At 61.5% G+C, this 21,116-nt stretch carries 21 protein-coding genes and 1 pseudogene; 10 read left to right on the forward strand and 12 right to left on the reverse strand.

Going from position 1 to position 21,116, the window contains the following annotated elements:
* Positions 1-192 precede the first annotated feature (192 nt).
* Positions 193-2,640, reverse strand: a complete 2,448-nt coding sequence (locus ACTG2S_RS04195) for a zinc/cadmium/mercury/lead-transporting ATPase (protein WP_439982032.1) — start codon at positions 2,638-2,640, stop codon at positions 193-195.
* Between the two features lie 183 nt (positions 2,641-2,823).
* On the opposite strand from ACTG2S_RS04195, the gene tpx reads away from it, so the two are divergent.
* Entirely contained in the window at positions 2,824-3,324 is a 501-nt protein-coding gene (gene tpx, locus ACTG2S_RS04200) for a thiol peroxidase (RefSeq protein ID WP_005341463.1), read from the forward strand.
* Between the two features lie 59 nt (positions 3,325-3,383).
* Here the strand turns inward: tpx and ACTG2S_RS04205 are convergent.
* Positions 3,384-4,209, reverse strand: a pseudogene (locus tag ACTG2S_RS04205) (ABC transporter substrate-binding protein).
* Between the two features lie 144 nt (positions 4,210-4,353).
* On the opposite strand from ACTG2S_RS04205, the gene ACTG2S_RS04210 reads away from it, so the two are divergent.
* On the forward strand, positions 4,354-5,574 hold the full coding sequence (locus ACTG2S_RS04210; protein ID WP_279499011.1) for a DEAD/DEAH box helicase: 1,221 nt from the start codon (positions 4,354-4,356) through the stop codon (positions 5,572-5,574).
* Positions 5,575-5,576: 2 nt separating this feature from the next.
* Here the strand turns inward: ACTG2S_RS04210 and ACTG2S_RS04215 are convergent, their stop codons facing one another.
* The 3 genes from ACTG2S_RS04215 to ACTG2S_RS04225 all read right to left on the reverse strand — a co-directional run bounded on the left by ACTG2S_RS04215 (position 5,577) and on the right by ACTG2S_RS04225 (position 8,704).
* Positions 5,577-6,362, reverse strand: coding sequence for a hypothetical protein (locus ACTG2S_RS04215; protein WP_439982035.1), 786 nt, complete (start codon positions 6,360-6,362; stop codon positions 5,577-5,579).
* Positions 6,359-7,675, reverse strand: coding sequence for a sphingomyelin phosphodiesterase (locus ACTG2S_RS04220; protein ID WP_439982037.1), 1,317 nt, complete (start codon positions 7,673-7,675; stop codon positions 6,359-6,361). The genes ACTG2S_RS04215 and ACTG2S_RS04220 overlap by 4 nt, the downstream gene beginning before the upstream one ends.
* 198 nt (positions 7,676-7,873) lie before the next feature.
* Entirely contained in the window at positions 7,874-8,704 is an 831-nt protein-coding gene (locus ACTG2S_RS04225) for a lysostaphin resistance A-like protein (protein ID WP_439982039.1), read from the reverse strand.
* Between the two features lie 120 nt (positions 8,705-8,824).
* Here ACTG2S_RS04225 and ACTG2S_RS04230 point away from each other — a divergent pair, with 120 nt between their 5' ends.
* Positions 8,825-9,562 carry a substrate-binding periplasmic protein gene (locus ACTG2S_RS04230; RefSeq protein ID WP_257686752.1) on the forward strand — a complete coding sequence of 246 codons (738 nt, stop codon included), beginning with the start codon at positions 8,825-8,827 and terminating at the stop codon, positions 9,560-9,562.
* 67 nt (positions 9,563-9,629) lie between these two features.
* Here ACTG2S_RS04230 and ACTG2S_RS04235 read toward each other — a convergent pair whose 3' ends face one another.
* Together ACTG2S_RS04235 and ACTG2S_RS04240 are read right to left on the reverse strand one after the other, a co-directional pair.
* A complete protein-coding gene (locus tag ACTG2S_RS04235; protein ID WP_005348860.1) occupies positions 9,630-9,926 on the reverse strand; it encodes a hypothetical protein in 297 nt (98 codons plus the stop codon).
* A gap of 66 nt (positions 9,927-9,992) precedes the next feature.
* Positions 9,993-10,367, reverse strand: a complete 375-nt coding sequence (locus ACTG2S_RS04240) for a YacL family protein (protein WP_031227767.1) — start codon at positions 10,365-10,367, stop codon at positions 9,993-9,995.
* A 209-nt stretch (positions 10,368-10,576) separates the two neighbouring features.
* On the opposite strand from ACTG2S_RS04240, the gene ACTG2S_RS04245 reads away from it, so the two are divergent.
* The 7 genes from ACTG2S_RS04245 (at position 10,577) to ACTG2S_RS04275 (ending at position 18,004) form a co-directional block, all read left to right on the forward strand.
* The gene (locus ACTG2S_RS04245; RefSeq protein WP_204480246.1) at positions 10,577-11,692 is read left to right on the forward strand and encodes a sugar diacid recognition domain-containing protein; all 1,116 of its coding nucleotides are present in this window, start codon (positions 10,577-10,579) and stop codon (positions 11,690-11,692) included.
* A gap of 118 nt (positions 11,693-11,810) precedes the next feature.
* Entirely contained in the window at positions 11,811-13,073 is a 1,263-nt protein-coding gene (locus tag ACTG2S_RS04250) for a GntP family permease (protein WP_005340326.1), read from the forward strand.
* A gap of 9 nt (positions 13,074-13,082) precedes the next feature.
* Positions 13,083-14,216 (forward strand): glycerate kinase, encoded by a 1,134-nt coding sequence (locus tag ACTG2S_RS04255; protein ID WP_439982040.1) that lies wholly within the window; start codon positions 13,083-13,085, stop codon positions 14,214-14,216.
* A gap of 232 nt (positions 14,217-14,448) precedes the next feature.
* Positions 14,449-15,012, forward strand: coding sequence for an NnrU family protein (locus ACTG2S_RS04260; protein WP_439982042.1), 564 nt, complete (start codon positions 14,449-14,451; stop codon positions 15,010-15,012).
* A 58-nt stretch (positions 15,013-15,070) separates the two neighbouring features.
* Positions 15,071-15,607 carry a glutathione peroxidase gene (locus tag ACTG2S_RS04265; protein ID WP_439982043.1) on the forward strand — a complete coding sequence of 179 codons (537 nt, stop codon included), beginning with the start codon at positions 15,071-15,073 and terminating at the stop codon, positions 15,605-15,607.
* Positions 15,608-15,689: 82 nt separating this feature from the next.
* Positions 15,690-16,625 (forward strand): LysR family transcriptional regulator, encoded by a 936-nt coding sequence (locus ACTG2S_RS04270; protein ID WP_439983225.1) that lies wholly within the window; start codon positions 15,690-15,692, stop codon positions 16,623-16,625.
* 182 nt (positions 16,626-16,807) lie between these two features.
* Complete coding sequence (locus tag ACTG2S_RS04275) at positions 16,808-18,004, forward strand: NupC/NupG family nucleoside CNT transporter (RefSeq protein WP_005348874.1); 1,197 nt, start codon at positions 16,808-16,810, stop codon at positions 18,002-18,004.
* A gap of 101 nt (positions 18,005-18,105) precedes the next feature.
* On the opposite strand, the gene ACTG2S_RS04280 is transcribed toward ACTG2S_RS04275, so the two are convergent.
* The 5 genes from ACTG2S_RS04280 to ACTG2S_RS04300 all read right to left on the reverse strand — a co-directional run bounded on the left by ACTG2S_RS04280 (position 18,106) and on the right by ACTG2S_RS04300 (position 21,102).
* The gene (locus ACTG2S_RS04280; protein WP_005357936.1) at positions 18,106-18,525 is read right to left on the reverse strand and encodes a DUF4426 domain-containing protein; all 420 of its coding nucleotides are present in this window, start codon (positions 18,523-18,525) and stop codon (positions 18,106-18,108) included.
* Between the two features lie 43 nt (positions 18,526-18,568).
* Positions 18,569-18,871: a DUF167 family protein YggU gene (gene yggU, locus ACTG2S_RS04285; protein WP_005357938.1), complete on the reverse strand. Its 303-nt coding sequence runs from the start codon at positions 18,869-18,871 to the stop codon at positions 18,569-18,571.
* Positions 18,871-19,422 carry a YggT family protein gene (locus tag ACTG2S_RS04290; protein WP_005340343.1) on the reverse strand — a complete coding sequence of 184 codons (552 nt, stop codon included), beginning with the start codon at positions 19,420-19,422 and terminating at the stop codon, positions 18,871-18,873. Before ACTG2S_RS04290 ends, yggU begins: the two co-directional genes overlap by 1 nt.
* Positions 19,423-19,433: 11 nt before the next feature.
* The gene (proC, locus tag ACTG2S_RS04295; RefSeq protein WP_439982045.1) at positions 19,434-20,258 is read right to left on the reverse strand and encodes a pyrroline-5-carboxylate reductase; all 825 of its coding nucleotides are present in this window, start codon (positions 20,256-20,258) and stop codon (positions 19,434-19,436) included.
* 142 nt (positions 20,259-20,400) lie between these two features.
* The gene (locus ACTG2S_RS04300; protein WP_421322270.1) at positions 20,401-21,102 is read right to left on the reverse strand and encodes a YggS family pyridoxal phosphate-dependent enzyme; all 702 of its coding nucleotides are present in this window, start codon (positions 21,100-21,102) and stop codon (positions 20,401-20,403) included.
* Between the last annotated feature and the right edge of the window lie 14 nt (positions 21,103-21,116).

The raw sequence follows: 21,116 nt of genomic DNA on the forward strand, positions 1-21,116 counted from the left end.
TGAGTCCGGGGGATGGCTCGGCGCCCCCGGGTTGAATTCCACCTTGCCAAGGGTGGGATAACTCCGAGAGAGTAAGCAAAGCGCGACTGCCGACCGGCAGGCGCGCTTTTTCTTTTACGGGGTGCAGTGAGAGGAAAAAGAAAAGCCGTCCCGGTTGGGGGACGGCTTTTGGCTGGGATGCCATTGGCTGGCTTAACCCTTGTGCAGCAGCCGCAAGGCGTTGGCGGTGACCAGCGCGGTGGCGCCGGTATCGGCCAGCACCGCAATCCACAGGCCAGTGATGCCGAGCAGGCTGGTGACCAGGAAGATGGCCTTCAGTCCCAGTGCCAGCGCGATATTCTGGTGAATATTGGTCAGTGCCGCCCGCGACAACCGGATCATCGCGGCAATACCGCCGAGCTGGTTGTGGGTCAGCGCCGCATCGGCGGTCTCCAGCGCCACATCGGTGCCGCCACCCATGGCGATGCCGATACTGGCCCGCTTCATGGCCGGGGCATCGTTGATGCCATCGCCGATCATGGCAACCTTCCGGGTGCTGGCCAGCTTGGCGATCTCTTCTACCTTGTTCTCCGGCAGCAGACCAGCACGCCAGCCCATGCCCAGCTCGGTGGCGATCGCCTCGGCGGCGCGGGGGTTATCGCCGGTTAACATGATGCTGTTGAGCCCGAGTCGGTTGAGCTCTTGCAGCGCGGTGGCGGCTTCAGGCCGGATCTGATCCCGCAGCGCCAGCAGGGCGACCGGCAGCGCCTGGTCGCCGCTGCTCTGGCAGAGCACCACGACGGTCTTGCCCTGCCGCTCCAGCGAAGCAATCCGGGTCTGCTGTGCCACATTCAGGGTCGCCACCCGGCTCGGTGCCAGCAGTTGCCACAGTTCGCCGTTGATGCGCCCCTCAACGCCCATGCCCGGCAGGGCTCGCAGGTCGCGAGCCTCCGCCAGCGTCATCCCCTGTTCGGTCGCGTTGGCGACCACGGCGCGGGCCAGCGGGTGGTGGGAGCCCTGCTCGATGGCAGCCGCCAGTGCCAGCAACTCGGTCTCCGGTTGGCCATTGAGGCTCACCAGCTCGGTCAGTTGCGGCTTGCCCAGCGTCAGGGTGCCGGTCTTGTCAAACGCCACGGTATCGATATGGGCCAATCGTTCCAGCGCGGCCCCCCCTTTGATCAGCGCCCCCTGACGGGTGGCGGCGGCCAGTGCCGAGGTAACCGCTGCCGGGGTGGAGATGACCAGCGCGCAGGGGCAACCAATGAGCAGCAGTGCTAGGCCACGATAGATCCACTCATCCCAGCTCTGGCCAAAGGCGAGCGGTGGAATAATGACGACCAGCAGGGCGATCAGCATCATGGCCGGGGTGTACCAGCGGCTGAAGCGGTCGATAAAGCGCTCGATGGGTGCGCGCTGGCTCTCGGCCTCTTCAATGAGGTGCAGGATGCGGTCGATGGCGTTGTTGCCGGGCTCGGAGACGACTTCAAGACGCAGCACCCGATCCGCCGCCAGACTGCCGGCAGGCACCTTGTCACCCTGACGACGTTCCACTGGAATGGATTCACCGGTCAGGGCGCTTTCGTCAAACGCACCGAGTTCATCGAGCAGGCGGGCGTCGGCAGGTAGACGGGCACCCGGGGCGATTTCGATGATATCGCCGGGACGCAGCTCATCGGCACCGACTTCTTCCCGCACCTCTCCCTCGGCAGTGGTACGGATCCGCAGCGCCTTGTCGGGTACCAGCGCCATCAGAGCGGTCACCCCGGCTCGGGCGCGTCCGGCGGCGTAGGCCTCCAGATGTTCCCCCAGCATAAAGAGCAGCAGCACCATGGCCGCTTCGGCGGTTTCACCGAGGAACAGGGCGCCCAGCGCTGCCACCGTCATCAGGGTTTCGATGGCGAAGGGGGAGCCGCTTTTGGTCAGCGCCCACGCCTTGCGGGAGATGGGCCACAGACCCCAGAGGGTCGCCAGGGTAAAGAGTGGCTGACCGAGCTCTTTCGGCAGCAGGGCGGCGACCAACATCAGGCCGGCCAGCGACAGGGGCTGCCAATATTTGCCCAAAAAGTTACCGAATAGATTGCCTTGCAGGGGCTGTTGTGAAGCTTGCTTGCGGCCAGCTGCCTGCTTGTCAGCGCTTTCCCCTTTGAGCTGGAAACCGGCGGCCAGCACGGCGGCGGTGACGGGATCGGGGGAGAGGCCGGGGGCCAGATCCACTACCAGCTTCTCGGTGGCAAACAACACGCGCGCCTGTTGCACGCCGCTCACCCGGCTGACGGCGGTCTCGATCTTGCGGGCGCAGCTGGGGCAATCCATCCCCAACACCTGCCAGCTGTGGCGACTGTTACCTTGCTCCGGCGCAACCAGAGGGTCGGCAGGGGGCATATCGTGCTCATGCTCATGCTTATGATCGTGAGCTGGCGATAAGGGGGCGCTGCAGCACGCTTTATCGTGGCAACTTCCTCGGGGAGGCTCTTCATCCCCGGGGGATTCATTGCCGTCACGGGATGCGTGCTCATGAGGCGTCTGGGTTGAACAGCAACTGACGGGCGTGGTGTTGTCGCAGCAGTGGCTATCGTGGTGATGTTCACTCTGGCCGGAGGCCGCCTTGCTGACGGCCTTGATGGGGGCGGCGTGCTGATGATTGCAGCAGGATTTGCTCATGATGAGTCCCTCTTGATGGATCCCGCCCCTGCGAGATCCCTGATTACGAGAAGGAGTCTAAACCTTGGTGTTAAGTCCAAGGTCAACCCCTTTATATCCCTTGTCTTCGCGGGTGTTTGTCTGGTCCCGCCGCCCCTATACTGATCACCCGGATTTTTACTACACCAATAAAGGACATAACACATGAGCAACTCAGTCACTCTGCAAGGCAACCCGGTTTCCGTCGCTGGTCACTTCCCGGTCGCCGGTGAGCAAGCCAAGCCCTTCTCTCTGGTGGCCAAGGATCTCTCCGACGTGACCCTGGCAAGCTTTGCCGGTCAGCGCAAAATCCTGAACATCTTCCCGAGCGTCGATACCCCGACCTGCGCGACCTCTGTGCGCAAGTTCAACGAGCAGGCCAGCGCGCTGGAGAACACAGTCGTGCTGTGCATCTCCGCCGATCTGCCGTTCGCCCAGTCCCGCTTCTGCGGCGCCGAAGGTCTGGACAAGGTAGTGACCCTCTCCACCCTGCGCGGTGCGGCCTTCATGGAAGATTACGGCGTTGCCTTCTCTTCCGGTCCGCTGGTCGGTCTGACCGCTCGCGCCATCGTGGTGCTGGATGGTGACAACAAGGTGCTGCACAGCGAGTTGGTCGCCGAAGTGGCTGACGAGCCGAACTACGCTGCGGCGCTGGCCGTGCTGTAAGGCTGCAAGCCATGAAAAATCCCGCTTCGGCGGGATTTTTTTATGCGGGAATTGTCTGTTCAGGGCGTAGCGGGCGGTGTGGTTGCCGGTTCAGCCTTGGCGGGTGGGGAGGGTTGCCACTCCACATAGGGGCGGTGGATCTTTTCGTAAATCTCGGCCAGTTTGCCGGTGGCGGCCAGCTGATCGATGGCTTGGCGGAGAAATTCGTCCATCTCATCGCCAGCAGTCCCTTTCTGGATGATGAAGACATCCTCGAAATCTCCGAAAAATTCTCGCCTGATATTGGTCAGCCCCAGCTGCTTGAGCATCAGGTCGGCCTCCTCTTGTGCCCAGACAAAGGCGTCGATACGGCCGCGTGAGAGCTTGCGCAGTGACTGCTCGATACTCATCGAGCGCTGCACCGGGAAGGGCATATAGTCGGGAACCGCCTCGATCAGCAGATCCCGTTTGGTGGGCACTATGCCGTAGGCCATATCTGTGGTGACCGGATAGGCGGTATTGCTGTAAATCACATGGGCAACCTTGCCAAAACTGCGGGTACTGAAACGATAAGCCAGCATATCGATATCCTTGAGGTTACGGATGGCTGGCAGCCCCAGATCAGCCTTGCCGACACTCACCCCAGCCATGGCGCGCCATGGGGTAGATGGTGATCTTGATGGTCACATCGGGGTAGAGATCATCGATGGTATGCACCAGGTCGACAAAGGGGCCTGTCTTGTCGGCATTGATCAGCCCTGGCAGCTCGCCAAGGTGGGCATTGAGGATGCGCACCGGTTTCGGCGGCTCGGGTGCTGCGTCGCTCTCCGGAGTCTGCGACTGGCCGAGAGTCGCGCTGCCGAGCAGGGTGACCACGAGCAGCAGAAGGGGGATGTGTCTGGTCATGGCGGGTCTCTCTTGGTGATGGGTCAGCTAAAGTGTAGTCAGCCCGTCGCCAGCGCCCCTCGGCCAGGCCATCATGGATATGGTTTTACTTCTCGGCCCCCGCTCACTAGACTTCGCCTCCCACTTCTTTGTTGACGTAGCGCCATGACCTTTAGCGAACTTGCCCTTCATCCTGCTCTGCTTGCCTCTTTGCCCGCCACCTTGCAGACGCCGACCCGCATCCAGCAGCTGGCCATTCCGGCGGCGCTGGCGGGGCAGGATCTGCTGGCGCTGGCCCAGACCGGCAGCGGCAAGACTCTGGCGTTTGGCTTGCCGCTGCTGCAACGGCTGGATCCTTCCTCCAGTCAGGTGCAGGGTCTGGTGCTGGTGCCGACCCGCGAGCTGGCGATTCAGGTCACTGTTGCGCTTAAAGAGGGCGCCGAGGCGCTGGGGCTGCGCATCGTGACGCTGTGTGGGGGCGTTGCGCAGGAGCGGCAACAGGCCGAACTGGCGCAGGGGCCACAGCTGCTGGTCGCCACGCCGGGGCGGTTGCGGGATCTGCTGACCCAGCAACTGCTGGGGCTGGATGGTTTGCAACTGCTGGTGCTGGATGAAGCGGATCGCCTGCTGGAGATGGGCTTTGCTCCCGACATCAAGGCACTGCTCGGCTTTATTCCGGCGGATCGCCAAACCCTGCTCTTCTCCGCCACCTTGCCTGCCGAGCTGGAGGAGCTGGCCAACGGCCTGCTGCGCGAGCCTACCCGTATCGAGGCCAACCCTCTCAACAGCGTGGTGAACAAGATCGAAGAGCGGCTCTATCTGGTCAACAAGAGCAGCAAGGTCCCGGCGCTCATCAGCTTGCTCAAGGAGCAGGCATGGCCGCAGGTGCTGGTCTTTATCAGTGCGCGGGATGATGCCGACGGGGTTGCCAGAAAGCTGGCCAAGGCGGGCATTGCGGTGGCCGCCCTTCATGGCGAGAAGGAGCAGGCGGTGCGCGAGCAGGCGCTCGGCGATTTCAAAGAGGGCAAAATTCGGGTGCTGGTGGCCACCGACCTGATGGCGCGCGGCATCCATGTGGAGGCGCTGCCGGTGGTGATCAATCTGGACTTGCCCGCCAGCGCCCCTGTTTACGTACACCGCATCGGTCGTACCGCCCGGGCTGGCCGCGAGGGGCTGGCCATCTCGCTGGTTTGTCATGGCGAGAGTGACATGCTGCAAGCTATCCGCACCCTGACCGGCCGCGAACTGCCGTTGGGCGATCTGGCGGGGTTCCCGGTCACTGACCAGCCTGCCAGCGGAGAGGGCAAGCGCCCCCCTCGTGACAAGCAGGCCAATCGCCGCACTCAGGCCAAGCGCAGCGTCAAGCAGTTCAAGGGCAAGCGCTGACCTCAGGGTTTGCCTTGCTCCCGCGCGAAGAAGTCACGACGCCACTGGCTCAACACCTCCTCTTTGTGCTGTTGCCACAGCGCAGGATCCATCTGCTGTTGGCTGATCGCCAGTTGCTGCTCCAGCTCGGCCAGCTCTCGCTGGTAGCGGCTGCGTTGATCCAGCTGCTGCTGGCGCGCCTCGGCAAACGCCAGCGTGGCTTCGACTTTCTCTGCGGGGAGGAAGTGATGGGCCTGGGTGGCCAGCTCCTCATCTCCCCAAAGCTGACGAGCTTGCTGCAGGCGGGCATCCGGGTTGAACAGATCCACCGCCAGATCCGGATGATCCGCCGCCCACCTATCCTGCAAGCGGCTGAGGGCGTCCAGCCGCTCTGCCAGCGGCAACTGCTCGCTCTCCTGCGCCAGCTGATCCAGCGCCAGGGCATAGCGCCCCTGTAACCGGATCAGGCTCTCCCCCTCGCTCAGCCACCCGGCCTCTGTTGCTTCCAGATTGCTCACGCGCTGCGCCAGCGGCAACTCGCTGTCGCTGATCTCGCTGGCAAGCTGGTTGATCAGTTCATCCGGCATCGCCTGCCAGCTGCTGCGCACTTCTTTGCTTTTGCCATCCATCCCCTCAGCGTTTGGCATGCGGGGAGGCGGGCTCCCCGGTTCTGCTGGCAACTGCATATCGGCCGGAGAGGGCGTCGTCGACCGTTCTGGCGATATCGGGGACTGCTCTTCCTGCCAGCCCAGATTCACCAGCAAAAGGGTCAGGATCGCCAGCGCCAGTATCCCGTAACGGCGAGTCATCGGCTGATCTCTCCCTTGACCGGGAAGTGGTCTGAGAGGTTGCTGGCGGGCCAGAGGCTGCCATCGCTGCTGCGCGGGATCCAGACCGTGTTGAGGTTGTGGCTGGCGTTGCCGTACTCCCGACTCACTACCAGATAGTCCAGATACTCGACATTGGCGCCACCGGAGAGTGGGCCACCGGCATAGGGGTTGATCCTGGGATCGAAGGTGGCTTCGGTATAGCCGCCATAGGCGGGTTCATAGGCATTCAGATTGGCCAGCATGTTGGCGTAGTCATCGGCAAACTTGCGTTTGTTGACGTTGAAGTCGCCGCCGTAGATGACGGTGTCCGTGGCAGGGATCTTCAGGCTGGCTGCCAGAGAGCGGATCTGACCGAACTGGATCTGGCGCAGCTTGCGCGCCTCGTCGGTGTCGAAGCTGGCGGTGTGGGTGGCGAACAGGTGCCACGCCTTGCCCCCCTTGATCACCTCGGCGTACATCACCCCCTTGTCGGCGAAGCAGTCGATACCGGTGCATTGGGGATAGACCAGCTGGGCCTCCCGCACGATGGGATAGCGGCTAACGATCACCACGCCGCCGTCATGAATGTTGACCCCGGGCTTGTCGAGTACCTTGGTCTGGTAGGGGTACTCTTTCGCCAGCGCCTGCAAAAAGCCCTCGCGGCGGCCATCGAATACTTCTTGCAGCAGCAGGGCGTCATAACCCTTGAGATAATCAGGCAGCAAGGTCAATCGCTCGCCGATGCTGGAGGCGATCACCGGCAGCGCCCAGACGTTGTAGCTGGCCACCTTGAGCCTGTGTTCTGCCGGTTCCGGTTGCTCCCGTTTTTGGGGGGGCGTGATCATATAGTGCAGATCGTCGTAGCGGCCGGTGAATTTGGCGGCAAAGGCCAGCTCCTGTGGCCCGGCAACGCGGTGGATCGCCCGATCGTTTTGCCAGCCGGATGCGCTGGTCGGCGTTTCGCCACCGTGCTGCAAGGTGGTGTTCCACCAGGTACCCTCCATCAGCTGGTTGAGCCGATAGACGTCGCCACCCGCTGTGGTCACGCGGGTTTCGAACAGATAGCTCTTGCCCGCTTTTACCCCCTCATAGCGATTGAAGCTGAGTACCATGGCGCTCTCCCACGGGCCCAGCTCGGTGCGGTGCTGGCTCCACTGACTGCCGGGTTGCAGCTGGCCGCTGCCGCTTTGGCGGATGTCGATCTGAAGCGGTTCAGGACTGTTGTTGGTGAGATAGACATCGGTATCGGCCAGTGCCAGTTGCGGGAACTGGCTGACCAGCAGCAGGGCGGCATAACTGAGGGTTTTCTGCATCACAGGCTCCTTTTGGTTGCAGGGCAATGGAAAGTGACTGTTATGGCGAATGCAGAGGTCAGTTTGTTTACATTTTGGTTACAAGTAAATAAATTGGTTTTGTTTGGAGCTTTGTGGAGGTGTAAAGCGAGCGAGGCAGCACGCTTAAAGAGAGAGGGAAGAGCGAGGGAAGGCGCCCGTGTCAGGCGCCTTCAGGAGTTAGCGGTGGGCCAGCGGGTAGGTGAAGAGCGCCAGATGGGCGAAGTTGAAGGCGAAGTGGATCAGGATGGCCACGGAGAGTCGCCCGCTGAGCTGGAATGCCAGGCCATAGCAGCAGCCTGCCAGGGTCGCAAACAGCGCCAGCAGTGGGCCACCGGGCAGGTGGATGGCTCCGAACAGTAGCGCAGCCACGACGATGCCAATCCAGGGGCGGTAACGCTCGGTCAGCTCCTGCTGGATCGCGCCGCGAAACAGCGCCTCTTCTGCCACGCAGGTGAACAGCAGATTGTTGAGTGCAAACAGCCACCACCAGTGGGGCAGACCCACTTCCGGTTTCAGTGCCCCCAACTGCCAGGCGATGACCAGCAGGGCTCCCAGCGGCAGCAGTAACAGGACCAGCGGGCGCCAGCGGATTGCGCCCCCCTTGCCCAGCAGCATCGGGCAGGCCAGCAGCAAGCCAAAGAGCAGCAGCGGTTTGTCGAGGTTCAGATACATGTTGAACGGCACGCTGGCGGGGCCTGCCAGCGCCTGATCCAGCGCCTTGAGATTGTTGAAGCCGGGGATTAGGTGCAGGGTCAGCGCAATCGCCCAGAGGATCAGCACCACTCTGGTCACCATCGCCCAGCGGGCGGGGAGGGTTGGCGCACGCCACGCCAGCAGTAATCCTGCGACCGAGACCAGCAGGGCGGGTAGCGTCATTCGGTCAAGCCACAGTGCCAGCAGCAGGGAGAGTCCCAGCAGAGCAAAGGCGGGAAGACGTTGGCGGAAGAGGGCAAGCAGCACTGCCAGTGCCAGCGCGCCCCAGATAAATGAGTCGGGAGGGGGTAACATTGGATCTCCTTGATCGAGGCAGGCGGCAACCTTAACAAGTGGGCGTCAGCAGGACAACCGCGCAGGAGGTGGTCGGATCCCTTCTCTATACTCATCAACAGGGTAAAGGGAGAGCAGCTGATGAAGCATTGTCTGTGGTTGTTGTGTTGTTGGTGTGTCTGGCTGCAGGCCGCACCCTTGCTGCTGGTGACCGGTGAGTTCACCCCCTATACCGGCAAGGCCCTGCCTGAAGGTGGCGAGAGCACCCGGCTGGTGACGACCCTGCTGCAAGAGGCCGGGTATCGAGAGCTCCAGGTCGACTACCTGCCCTGGCCCCGCGGCTATCAGTTGACCCGCAATGGGTTGGTCGCGGCCACCTTCCCCTACGCCTGGACTGCCGAGCGGGCCAAGCTCTTCCACTACAGCGCTCCCATTCACATTGATCGCCTCTCCTGGTTCACCTATCGGGGGAGCGAGGTCATTCAGGCTGGCCGCTGGCAAGGGTTGCGTGTCTGTATTCCGCTGGGGTGGAGTACCAGCCATGCCGACGGGGTGATCAAGAGTTTCGGGCTGGATCTGCAGCGCCCCAAGACCCTGGCACAATGTCTGCAATTGCTGGATCGCAAACGGATCGATCTGCTGCCGATGAACGAGACGGTGACCCGGGATGCCAGCCGTCAGCTGTTTGGCGATCCCTGCCATCTGCAGGCATTGCCCCACTTTCGTCAGAGCGACACCTTTTACCTGATCATTTCACGGCAGTACCCTGAGGCCGCCAACCTGCTTGAGCGCTTCAATCATGCTCTGGCTGCCGCCCGTGCCGATGGTCGCTATGACCAACTGGTCTCCCGAGCCGGAAAGGGGATCGATTGCCGTTGAGGGTGCACGGCCGGAAAACAAAAAGCCGGAGCAGTGGCTCCGGCTTTCTATTTGCCTTCAGGGACGCTTAGCGGCCTGATTCGGCGATCACGCGGGCGATGATATCGGCGCGCTTGCCGGCTTCCAGTTCGCCCAGGGCGATCAGGCCAGCCTTGAAGATGACGTTCTTCGGCAGGCTGACATCGTCCAGCGTGGCGATCGCTTCAACGTGCATGCCGTTCAGACGGCTGGCATCGCGCGGGCTCAGGTTGACCTGAGTGTTCATCACCTGCTTGCCTTTCTTCTTGGCAGGTGCAGCCGCTTTCTTGGTGGATTCCTGTTCTTCGTCTTCCGGCAGTTCGTCATCAAAATCGTAAATAGACATAGTCAATCCTGTTGAGTTAGGCAAAAGGGCACGTTTGCCCGACATAGTAATCCGACATTGGGTCAATCAGCCCATATCCTCGTTACGGATAAAGGCGCGCCAGGAGCCGAGCACCTGGGCAAAATCTTCCAGCCCGCACATGGCCAGCTGTTCATCATCGTAGTAGGCGAGATCGTCAAGATCCTCACCCAGCTCGATATTGAGGGCGTTGGCTTTCACCTCCGCCTCTTCATGGGTCAGCAGCAGGGAGTAGTCACCGCCGTTGAGCCGGTATTCGACTCGGGTGCGGTTGGAGAGCTGATCAATGATGGAGAAGAGCTCGTCGAGCTTCTCTTCATCCTTGCCAACCTCGTCGATCAGCCACTGACCGATGGCTTCATGGCCCATGGAGAACCGGGCGCGATAGCCACCAAACGGGTCGCGGCGAAATTCATAATCCATAGCACAGTCCAGATCGGAGGGATGGGCCATCACGGGCAGGCGGGTGCAAGCACGCAATTCCTGCTCCATGGCGGGGCACACATCGGGTAAAGTGGCCTATTCTAGCGATCCCCCTCTCGCTTGTCTTGATGATGTGGCATCTTTGCGCCCATGTGCCCTGAATCGCCCCGTGGTGGCGCTGCCAGATCAGCCCCTTGTCCGGAGATGTTATGCAGCTAAACGATAACCTTGCCCGCCAGATCGTCGCACGGGCGATGAAGATCCTGTCGTTCTCGGTCAACGTGATGGACGAACACGGCCTCATCATTGCGTCCGGCAATCCGGAGCGGATTCATCAGCGCCACGAAGGGGCTGTGCTGGCGCTGACCGAAAACAGGGTGGTGGAGATCAGCGAAGCGACTGCCTTGCAGCTCAAAGGGGTGCGGCCCGGCATCAATTTGCCCATCTCCTATCAGGGGGAGCTGATCGGGGTGATCGGTATCTCTGGCGATCCGGAGGAAGTTCGTGCTTACGCCGAGCTGGTGCGAATGACGGCAGAGCTGATCCTGGAGCAGGCGGCGCTCACCGAGCAGTTGCAGTGGGACAAGCGCCACAAGGAGGAGCTGGTGTTGCAGCTCATTCGTGGTGAGGGGCTAGTCGATCAATTGCTGCAGGCGGCCCGTTTTCTCGGACTGGATTTGGCCCAGCCTAGGGTGGTGGCCGTGCTGGCCCTGGAGGAGGCGGATCCGGCGCGTCTGCGGGAGCTGGTTCATCAGCTGGAGAACCCGGAGCGGGACAATCTGGTCGCCATCAACGGGCTCGACGAGATAGTGGTGCTCAAACCGGCGCAGTTGAGTGAGGGCGTCTGGCAATCGGCGCAGGAGCGCAGCCGGATCAAGCAGTTGCTGGCTCGCATTCCCCACTTCAAGGTGCATATCGCGGTGGGCGATTACTTCGCCGGGATCGACGGGCTGGCGCGCTCTTATCAGACGGCGCGAGATACCCTGCGCCGTGGCCTGCGGCAGGCGCCGCGCAAACAGGTCTACTTCTTTGAGGACTACCGTTTGCCAGTGCTGCTGGGCAGTCTGGCGGACTCCTGGCAGGCGGATCAGCTGCGCACACCGCTGCAGAAACTGGCCCGGGAAGATGGCAAGGGGGTGCTGCAGAAGACCCTGCGCCATTATTTCTTGCAGGATTGTGATCTGCATCGCTGTGCCGAAGCGCTGTTCATTCACCCAAATACCCTGCGCTATCGGCTGGGGCGGATAGAGCAGATAACCGGGTTGAATTTCAACAAGTTAGACGACAAATTTTTGCTCTATCTCGGCCTTAATCTCGACTTGTGATTGTGAAGTTGGACAAAAAACCACTTTTAAATGACGCAATTTTTGGTTTGTAAGCCAAAGCATTCTGATTGCAGATCTCCATAATGGCGGCCATTCACTCCCACTGAAGGTGTCCGTCATGATCCCGGTTACAGCCCTTGGCGCCATCGCAGCGCTCTCCATCGCCATCATCCTCATTTTGAAGAAGGTGCCGCCCGCTTACGGCATGATCGTGGGGGCTTTGGCCGGTGGTCTGATTGGCGGTGCCGATCTGACCCAGACCGTCGCCCTGATGATCGGCGGGGCCCAGGGGATCACCACGGCGGTGATGCGGATCCTGGCGGCCGGTGTACTGGCGGGCGTACTGATCGAATCGGGTGCGGCCACCACTATCGCCGAGACCATCGTCAAAAAGCTCGGTGAAACCCGCGCCCTGCTGGCGCTGGCACTGGCGACTCTGATCCTGACTGCGGTCGGCGTATTCGTGGATGTGGCCGTTATCACGGTCGCCCCCATCGCGCTGGCCATCGCCCGCCGTGCCGACCTCTCCAAGGCGGCCATCCTGCTGGCGATGATCGGCGGCGGCAAGGCGGGTAACGTCATGTCCCCCAACCCTAACGCCATTGCCGCGGCTGATGCCTTCCATCTGCCCCTGACCTCAGTGATGGCGGCGGGCATCATTCCGGGTCTGTTCGGTCTGGTGATGGCCTACTGGCTCGCCAAGCGGCTGAACAACAAGGGCAGCAAGGTTGCTGCTGATGAAGTGGTGAGCTTTGCCGGTGCCAAGTTGCCAGGCTTTGCCGCCGCCATCAGTGCACCGCTGGTCGCCATCCTGCTGCTGGCCCTGCGCCCGGTCGCCGGTATCGTGGTGGATCCGCTGATTGCGCTCCCCCTCGGTGGTCTGGTCGGCGCCCTGATGATGGGTAAATTCAGCAAGGTGAACCAGTTTGCGGTCTCCGGCCTCGCCCGCATGGCGCCAGTCGCCATCATGCTGCTGGGTACCGGTACCCTGGCAGGCATCATCGCCAACTCCGGCCTGAAAGATGTGCTGATCAGCGGTCTGACCGCCTCCGGCCTGCCTTCTTACCTGCTGGCGCCGATCTCCGGTGCCCTGATGTCGCTGGCGACTGCCTCGACCACCGCCGGTACCGTGGTGGCCTCCAACGTATTCAGCTCCACCCTGATTGAACTGGGGATCAGCAGTCTGGCCGGAGCGGCCATGATCCATGCCGGTGCCACCGTGTTTGACCACATGCCCCACGGCTCCTTCTTCCATGCCACCGGTGGCAGCGTCCACATGGGGGTAGGTGAGCGCCTGAAACTTATCCCTTACGAAACTGCAGTCGGTCTGACCATTGCAACTGTCTCTACCCTGATGTTTGGCGTGTTTGGCCTCGCCTAAGGAGTTGATATGAAAATTGTTATTGCCCCCGATTCATTCAAGGAGAGTCTGAGCGCCATGGCGGTGGCTGATGCCATCGAGGCCGGTTTCAAGCAGGTGCTGCCGAACGCCACCTACGTCAAATTGCCGATGGCCGATGGCGGTGAGGGCACGGTGCAATCGCTGGTGGATGCCACCGGTGGCCGGATCCTGCCGGTCGAAGTGACTGCGCCCCTTGGCAACAAGGTGCAGGGCTTCGTCGGCCTGCTGGGTGATGGCGAGCGCGCCGTCATCGAGATGGCCGCCGCCTCCGGCATCCATCTGGTGGCGCCCGAGCAGCGCAATCCGCTGCACACCTCCAGCTTCGGGACCGGTGAGCTGATCCTGGCCGCGCTGGAGATGGGGGTGAAGCACCTTATTCTCGGTATCGGCGGCAGCGCCACCAATGACGGCGGTGCCGGCATGATCCAGGCGCTCGGCGGCAAGCTGCTCAAAGCGGATGGCTCTGCCATCGAGCTGGGTGGCGCCGGTCTTGCCGAACTCGCGACCATCGATCTGAACGGTCTGGATCCGCGCCTGAGCGATCTGATTATCGAGGTGGCGTGCGATGTGAACAACCCGCTCTGCGGCCCGAAAGGCGCCTCTGCGGTGTTTGGCCCGCAAAAGGGGGCGACCCCCGAGATGGTGGCGCAGCTCGATGCCAACCTCTCCCGTTATGCCGACTGCATTGAACAGGCCCTTGGCAAGCAGGTGAAGGATATTCCGGGGGCGGGCGCTGCCGGTGGCATGGGGGCCGCGCTGGTCGGTCTGCTTGGTGCCGAGCTCAAGCCCGGCATCCAGATCGTCATCGAAGCGCTGAAACTGGCCGAGGAAGTGGCCGATGCGGATCTGGTCATCACCGGCGAAGGGCGCATCGACAGCCAGACCATCCATGGCAAGACGCAAATCGGTGTCGCACGTTGCGCCAAGCAGTTCGGCAAGCCGGTGATCGGCATCTCCGGTTGCCTGACCGACGATTGCGGTGTGGTACACGATCACGGGCTGGACGCGGTATTCGCCGTGGTCAACCGCGCCATGTCTCTGCCGGAGGCGCTGGAGAGCGCCAGCACCAACATTCAACTCACCGCGCGCAACGTTGCGGCACTCTATCAACTCAAGGGTTGATCCGGTTCGGCCGATGCGCGCCATCGGCCACTCAATATCCCCGTTTGGGGCATCTCCCATCTCGCGAGATGTCTGACTGCCCTGGCACTTATTTGCCGATCCATCGTGATCGGCTCTTTTCTTTCCGTTCCTTTGTCTTGCCACACTTTTGACTCCATGGGTCAGCGCGGTTTTGATAGGCGCACATCTCCCTTTACGGCATAGTGGTCGTACCAAGTACAAGGAGAGACTCATGTTCCTGCTGACCCTGGGGGTTACGCTGTTTACCCTGATCCATCTCTACCCCTGTTTTGCGGTAGCCCATCGGGCGCGACTGAGAGAACGGCTGGGGGAGAATCGCTACAAGGGGCTCTTCTCCCTGCTGGTGTTTGTCGCCATCGCCTGCATCATTGCCGGTTGGCGGTCGGCCAGCTCGCTGCCGCTCTATTTCCTGCCGGAGTGGGGGCCGATGACCATGACGGTGATGATGCCCTTTGCGCTGATCCTCTTTTTCTCCGGCCAGGGGCCCAACCATCTGCGCCGCTGGCTGGTGCATCCCCAACTGCTCGGTACCCTGCTCTGGGCGGTGGCCCATCTGCTGGTCAACAGCGAGGCGCGCTCTCTGGTGTTGTTTGGCGGCATCGGGCTGTGGGCGCTGGTGAGCATGGTCTGGATTTCGGTGCGGGACTGGCAGCGATATCCCCGCCCGGCGGCCAACTGGACGGGCACCGGCATCAGCGTCGGGGCGGGCCTGGCTGCCACCGCGCTGCTGGTGTTCTGGGGCCACGGCTGGCTGACCGGCATTCCATTGCATTGAGAGTGAACTGCGGCTCTGGTAACCGCGTATGATGGACAAAACAAAAGGAGTCTTGGCGATGAAATGGTTCACTCTGTTGCTGTTATTGGTGGCCGGTGCGGCCTCTGCGGCGTGCCCCGATTATTTCAATGTGGAGATGCGGGAGCTAAACAACTCTCAGCGCCACAACCTCTGTCAGCTGACCGAGGGCAAGGTGGTACTGGTGGTCAATACCGCCTCCTACTGCGGCTACAGCGGCCAGTTTCGCGATCTGGAGCAGCTCTACCAAAGCTACAAGGATAAGGGGCTGATTATTCTGGGTTTTCCCTCCAACGACTTCTGGCAGGAGGCGGGCAACGAGACCAAGACTGCTGAGGTATGCCGCCGCGACTATGGCGTCACCTTCCCGATGTTCAATCGGGTAGCGGTGCGGGGCTCCGATGCTGTGCCACTGTTCAAGGGGCTGGCGGCGGCCGCTGATGGGGATGAGCCGAACTGGAACTTCCACAAGTATCTGGTGGGGCGCGATGGCAAGCTGATCGCCAGCTACGGCGCCAACCAGAATCCGGCTGACGACCCCCTCAAACTGCAGATCACCCGGGCGCTGGGGCTCTGACCCTACCCCTTGGCGGGCGGCTCTGGAATAATGGGCTCCCGCCACTCAATCCGGTTATCTTGTGCTGCAACGTCTTCCTCAAATGGTGATCTTCGATGCGCTGGTGCGCGAGCAGGGGATCTCTGCCGCCGCCCGTCGTCTCGGGGTCTCCAAATCCCATATCAGCAAGCAGCTGGCGCTGCTGGAGACCACCCTTAGCGCCCAGCTGGTCCAGCGCACCACCCGCCGCTTCGTCCTGACCGAGCTGGGTCAGGAGTATGCCCGTCACTGTCATGCGCTGGTGGCGGTGGCGCAGGAGGCTGACTCCATGATCGCCGAGCGGCGTGGCAAGGTGAGTGGCGTGCTCCATCTCGGGGTGGGCCAATCTTTTGGCCGCTTGCACGTCATTCCTCATCTCAAGGCGTTTCAGGATCGCTATCCCGAGTTGGAGCTGGAGGTCTCGCTGTTCGACCACAGAACCAATCTGGTGGATGAGGGGCTGGATCTCTGGCTCACCACCTATGAGGACAAGCCGGAAGGGCTGGTGGGACAGCGGCTGGCCGACATCGGCTTCGTGGTGGCGGCTTCGCCGGATTACCTGCTGAGCCACGGCACGCAGCTTCATCCCAAGGATCTGGCCCAGCACAACTGCATCACTTACCAGAGTCGGGAGCGGCGCTATCACCAGTGGTCGTTTCGCCAGGGCAAGGAGCGCCAGACGGTGCAGGTGGCGGGCAACTATCGGGTGGATATGGCGGAGGCGGTGCGCGATGCGGCGCTGGCCGGGCTCGGCATCGCCTATATCGCCAACTATTTGCTGGACAAGGGGTTACAGAGCGGCAAGCTGATCCCTGTGCTGCCAGGGTGGCGACCGAACCAACAGATGGCGGTACACGCCGTTTATGCCCGGCGCGAATATCTGGATCCCAAGATCCGTCTCTTCATCGATTTCCTCAAGGCCCGCTTTGGCCCCGAACCCTATTGGGAGCAGCGACTGGCCCCCTGGCTCGGGGGTAAATTGTCCGGCGGTGAGGAATGATTGTTTCCATATAAGAACTCTCGATTTCTCCTGATACTAAAATCGAACCAAATCAGCCAGTTGGCGCAACCGATATCGTGCAAACGTTTTTTCTAACAGGCTTGTAACCAAGCTGACTTGCAGTGACGGGGGGAGAGGCGCAGAATCCGCGCCCATCTTTTGCCCCACCTGATGGAGTCCCTATGATTGCCCTGCTCGGCATCCTGAGTATCCTGGCGCTTGCCGTCATCTGCTCTGATAATCGTCGTCGTATCCCGTTGCGAACAGTTGGCCTTGCCCTCTGTCTGCAAATCATGTTTGCCGGTCTGGTGCTCTGGTTGCCTGCCGGTCAGCACGTGCTGAACGGGGTCAGCGAGAGCGTAAGCAGCGTGATCGGTTATGGTCAGGAGGGGATCGCCTTCCTGTTCGGTGATCTGGCCAAGTTCAAGCTGGGCTTCATCTTTGCCTTCAACGTGTTGCCGGTCATCATCTTCTTCTCAGCGGTGATCGCCATCCTCTACCACATCGGCATCATGCCGCGGGTGATCGCCCTGCTGGGTGGTGGCTTGCAGAAGCTGCTGGGTACCGGCCGTGCCGAGAGCCTCTCCGCGACCGCCAACATCTTCGTCGGCATGGTGGAAGCGCCGCTGGTGGTCAAACCCTACCTCTCCAAGATGTCCGATTCCCAGTTCTTCGCGGTGATGAGCTGTGGTCTCGCCTCCGTCGCCGGTGGCACCCTGGTGGGCTATGCCAGCCTCGGGGTTGAGCTGAAATACCTGATCGCTGCCGCCTTCATGTCGGCCCCTGCCGGTCTGGCGATGGCCAAAATCCTGGTGCCGCCGGGAGCTGAAGAGGTCGATCACCATCAGGATGTGGAGATCCCCCGCGCCACCAACGTGATTGAAGCGGCGGCCGATGGCGCCATGTCCGGCCTCAATATCGCGGTGGCAGTCGGTGCGACCCTGCTGGCCTTCGTTGGCGTGATCGCCATGCTCAATGGCCTGCTCGGCTGGGCTGGTGGTCTGGTAGGGCTGGATCTGAGCTTCCAGATCATTCTGGGCTGGCTGTTTGCCCCCGTCTCCTGGCTGATCGGGGTACCCTGGGATCAGGCGCAAGCCGCTGGCGCTCTGATCGGTACCAAGATCGTGGTCAACGAGTTCGTCGCCTTTATAGGTCTGGTGCAGGATCAGACCCTGAGCGAGTCGAGCAAGGCCATCGTGACCTTCGCCCTGTGCGGCTTTGCCAACATCTCCTCCATGGCGATCCTGATCGGCGGTCTGGGTTCCATGGTGCCGGAGCGCAAATCCTTCATCGCCCGTTACGGCATGCGCGCCATTCTCTCCGGCGTGCTGGCGAACCTGATGAGCGCCTGTCTGGCCGGTCTGTTCCTCGCCCTGTAACAGTCGCGGTACGGAATAGATGTAACAAGGGCGCCCTCATGGCGCCCTTGTCATATGGATAAAATGAAGCCCCGACCTTGATCGGGGCTTTTTGTTGGTGCTCAGTCGACGTAGAAGGTCTGCTGGAAGCTGAGGTTCTGTTGCTGCCCACCGCCCATGATCTTCAGGGTGAACTGATAGGTGTCTTCGTTGCGGTAGGGGAGGGTCGCCAGATAGTAGATGGCATCCCCCTCTTTTACCTCCTGAAAGTTCAGGGTGCGGATGGTGCCGGTCAGGTTCTTGGCCTCACCGGTGATCCCCACGGCTTGCGCCACTTTCTGCTTGTCCTGTACCGCGATATTGATGATGGCGTTGTAGCGGCTGCGCTCCAGTCCATACGCCTTGGCGACCTCTGGTGTAAGGAAGCTGGAGTTGAAGGCGTTGTAGTGCACCAGCCAGGGCCCCAGCTCCTTCATCTGTTCTGCCTTGAGCGGCAGGGTCATCAGCAGTGCCAGCAGGCCACTCATCCAGGCTATTTTCATCTGTCATCCCTCTCATATCTACGGTTGGCGCAGGCCGATTCATTCAGCCTTGCGCGTCATTCAGCAGTGCACTCACTTCTTGCGGCAACTGTTTGGGGCTGTCGATGGCGACGGTTTTGTGCCGCCCCAGTTCGCCCCGCACTATGGTGATCTGTCCCTTGGCCACCTTGAACTGCTTGGCCAGAAACTTGATCAGATGGCTGTTGGCCTGGCCATCGACGGGCGGCGCCGTGATGGCCACTTTCAGCTCTTCGCCATGCAATCCGATGATCTGATCCCGACTCGCCTTGGGCTGGATCACCAGATGCAGTACCAGTTCATCCCCTTGTTGCAGGACGGCTGGCATCAAATCATCCACCACAGCTGGCCGAACAGGTCACCCAGCAGGTAGTTGATGGCTTGCAGGCCGATAAAGGCGACCAGCACCGAGAGATCAAGTCCGCCCAGTGCCGGCAGTACGCGGCGGATAGGGGCGAGGAACGGCTCGGTCAGCTGATGCATCACGTATTCGATGGGGTTGCGGCCCTGGCTGACCCAGCTCAGGATGGCGCGGATCAGCAGTACCCAGAAGATCATCGAGCCCGCTTTCTTCAGCACGGTCAGCGCGGCAAACAGGCTGATGCTGAGCCAGTCCGCCAGCAGTACGTTCATGCTCTTGAGCAGGGCCAGCTTGAGGAAGGCGACAGCCAGCGCCAGCACCACGGAGGCGAGATCGATGCCGCCAAAGCCCGGGATAACGCGGCGCAGCGGGATCACCAGCGGATTGGTCAGCTTGACCACCATCTGGCTCATCGGGTTGTAGAAGTCGGCGCGGGCCCACTGCAGCCAGACGCGCAGCAGGATCACCATCAGGTAGAGATCGAAAACGGTGTTAATCAGAAAGTAAGCAGTGTTCATCTGGGCTCCTGTTAGAAGAGGGTTTCCATTTCGGTGGCACGAGCGACGGCCGCCTGCATGGCTTGCGCAGTCAGCGGCATCAGCCCCTGCTGCTGGAATGTCTTGATGGCTTCGGCTGTGGTTCCACCCTTGCTGGTCACCTGCTCACGCAGGGTCTGCAGCGACAGCTCGGGATTTTGCTCCACCATGGCGGCTGCGCCCTGCGCGGTCTGCTGCACCAGCAGGCGTGCCTGTTCGGGCGAGAAGCCCAGTGCCTCCGCCTCTTCGGCGATGGCCTGCATAAAGAGGAAGAAGTAGGCCGGGGCACTGCCCGCTGCGGCGATGATGCCGTTGATGCCGGACTCCTGCTCCACCCAGAGGGTCTTGCCGACCGCCTGCATCATCTGCTCGGCAAAGTTGCGATCACTGGCTCCAATATGCACGGGCGCGTAGAGACCGGTCATGCCCAGACCCAGCAGGGCAGGGGTATTGGGCATAGTGCGGATGATGCGGTCATGGCCACCGGCCATCTCGCCAAGGCGCGCCACCTTGATACCGGCCGCGATGGAGATCAGCAGCTTGCCCTCAAGGGAGCCCAGCTCGGCAACCAGAGCGGCCAGCATGCCAGCCATCAGCTGCGGCTTGACCGCCAGCACGATCACCTCGGCATCGCGGGCCGCCTCGGCATTACTCTGGGTGATGCGAATGCCATGTTCGCTCGCCAGCGCCTCCAGCTTGGGCAGACTGGGGTTGGCTGCAGTGATCTGCCCGGCGGGATAACCCGCCTTGACCAGTCCGGCGATGATGCTGCGGCTCATATTGCCCGCGCCGATAAAGGCCAGCGTTCTATGCTGCATCAGATGCTCCTGTAGCACATGGGGTCGCGGCGGGATGGGTGCTGCCTGCACCACCAGACGCCAGAATTCGGTGTTCCATCAAACGCTCCTGTTGATGAAGTTGCGGCAAGAGGCGGACGTATGGGTTATCCGCTGGCCTTGCCTATGAGTAGTCACGGGCGCCGAAGATGGCGGTGCCGACCCGCACCATGGTGCTGCCATGGGCGATCGCCAGTTCAAGATCCTCGGTCATCCCCATCGAGAGGGTATCCACCGTGGGGTATTGTCGCGCAAGCTCGGTGAACAGAGTCTGCATACGGGTCATTTGAGCGGCCAGTACGCTCTCGTCACTGGTGTGCTCGGGAATGGCCATCAGCCCCCGCAGCACCAGTCGCTCACTTTGAAAGACCAGCTCGGCAAGGCGGAAAATCTCTTGTTCCGACGTTCCGGATTTGCTGCTCTCTCCGCTAATATTGATTTGCAGACAAACATTTAGCGGTGCCATTGTGGTTGGGCGCTGGTTGTTGAGGCGGTCGATCAACTTGTCCCGATCCACGCTCTGCACCCAGTCAAACCGTTCGGCGACCAGTTTGGATTTGTTCGATTGCAAAGGGCCGATAAAGTGCCACTCTATGTCGCTATATTCCGGCTGCTGGCGCAAGGTATCGATCTTGGCCGCTGCTTCCTGAGCGTAGGATTCGCCAAAGCAGCGCTGACCTGCGGCATGGGCGGCCATGATGGCCTCGACAGGTTTGGTCTTGCTCACGGCCAGCAGGCGGATCTGCTGCAGGTTGCGGCTCGCCCGTTCGGCGGCCTGGGCAATACGTTCCTTTACCTGAAACAGGTGCTGGGCAATCTGGTTCATATTTCGTTAGTGAT

Source organism: Aeromonas sp. 82P (genome assembly GCF_051919365.1).
Lineage (GTDB): Bacteria > Pseudomonadota > Gammaproteobacteria > Enterobacterales > Aeromonadaceae > Aeromonas > Aeromonas veronii.

Coding starts and splice junctions, on each gene's coding strand:
- ACTG2S_RS04195 (WP_439982032.1), bottom strand. CDS start 2,640: ATGAGCAAATCCTGCTGCAATCATCAGCACGCCGCCCCCATCAAGGCC.
- tpx (WP_005341463.1), top strand. CDS start 2,824: ATGAGCAACTCAGTCACTCTGCAAGGCAACCCGGTTTCCGTCGCTGGT.
- ACTG2S_RS04210 (WP_279499011.1), top strand. CDS start 4,354: ATGACCTTTAGCGAACTTGCCCTTCATCCTGCTCTGCTTGCCTCTTTG.
- ACTG2S_RS04215 (WP_439982035.1), bottom strand. CDS start 6,362: ATGACTCGCCGTTACGGGATACTGGCGCTGGCGATCCTGACCCTTTTG.
- ACTG2S_RS04220 (WP_439982037.1), bottom strand. CDS start 7,675: ATGCAGAAAACCCTCAGTTATGCCGCCCTGCTGCTGGTCAGCCAGTTC.
- ACTG2S_RS04225 (WP_439982039.1), bottom strand. CDS start 8,704: ATGTTACCCCCTCCCGACTCATTTATCTGGGGCGCGCTGGCACTGGCA.
- ACTG2S_RS04230 (WP_257686752.1), top strand. CDS start 8,825: ATGAAGCATTGTCTGTGGTTGTTGTGTTGTTGGTGTGTCTGGCTGCAG.
- ACTG2S_RS04235 (WP_005348860.1), bottom strand. CDS start 9,926: ATGTCTATTTACGATTTTGATGACGAACTGCCGGAAGACGAAGAACAG.
- ACTG2S_RS04240 (WP_031227767.1), bottom strand. CDS start 10,367: ATGGATTATGAATTTCGCCGCGACCCGTTTGGTGGCTATCGCGCCCGG.
- ACTG2S_RS04245 (WP_204480246.1), top strand. CDS start 10,577: ATGCAGCTAAACGATAACCTTGCCCGCCAGATCGTCGCACGGGCGATG.
- ACTG2S_RS04250 (WP_005340326.1), top strand. CDS start 11,811: ATGATCCCGGTTACAGCCCTTGGCGCCATCGCAGCGCTCTCCATCGCC.
- ACTG2S_RS04255 (WP_439982040.1), top strand. CDS start 13,083: ATGAAAATTGTTATTGCCCCCGATTCATTCAAGGAGAGTCTGAGCGCC.
- ACTG2S_RS04260 (WP_439982042.1), top strand. CDS start 14,449: ATGTTCCTGCTGACCCTGGGGGTTACGCTGTTTACCCTGATCCATCTC.
- ACTG2S_RS04265 (WP_439982043.1), top strand. CDS start 15,071: ATGAAATGGTTCACTCTGTTGCTGTTATTGGTGGCCGGTGCGGCCTCT.
- ACTG2S_RS04270 (WP_439983225.1), top strand. CDS start 15,690: ATGGTGATCTTCGATGCGCTGGTGCGCGAGCAGGGGATCTCTGCCGCC.
- ACTG2S_RS04275 (WP_005348874.1), top strand. CDS start 16,808: ATGATTGCCCTGCTCGGCATCCTGAGTATCCTGGCGCTTGCCGTCATC.
- ACTG2S_RS04280 (WP_005357936.1), bottom strand. CDS start 18,525: ATGAAAATAGCCTGGATGAGTGGCCTGCTGGCACTGCTGATGACCCTG.
- yggU (WP_005357938.1), bottom strand. CDS start 18,871: ATGCCAGCCGTCCTGCAACAAGGGGATGAACTGGTACTGCATCTGGTG.
- ACTG2S_RS04290 (WP_005340343.1), bottom strand. CDS start 19,422: ATGAACACTGCTTACTTTCTGATTAACACCGTTTTCGATCTCTACCTG.
- proC (WP_439982045.1), bottom strand. CDS start 20,258: ATGCAGCATAGAACGCTGGCCTTTATCGGCGCGGGCAATATGAGCCGC.
- ACTG2S_RS04300 (WP_421322270.1), bottom strand. CDS start 21,102: ATGAACCAGATTGCCCAGCACCTGTTTCAGGTAAAGGAACGTATTGCC.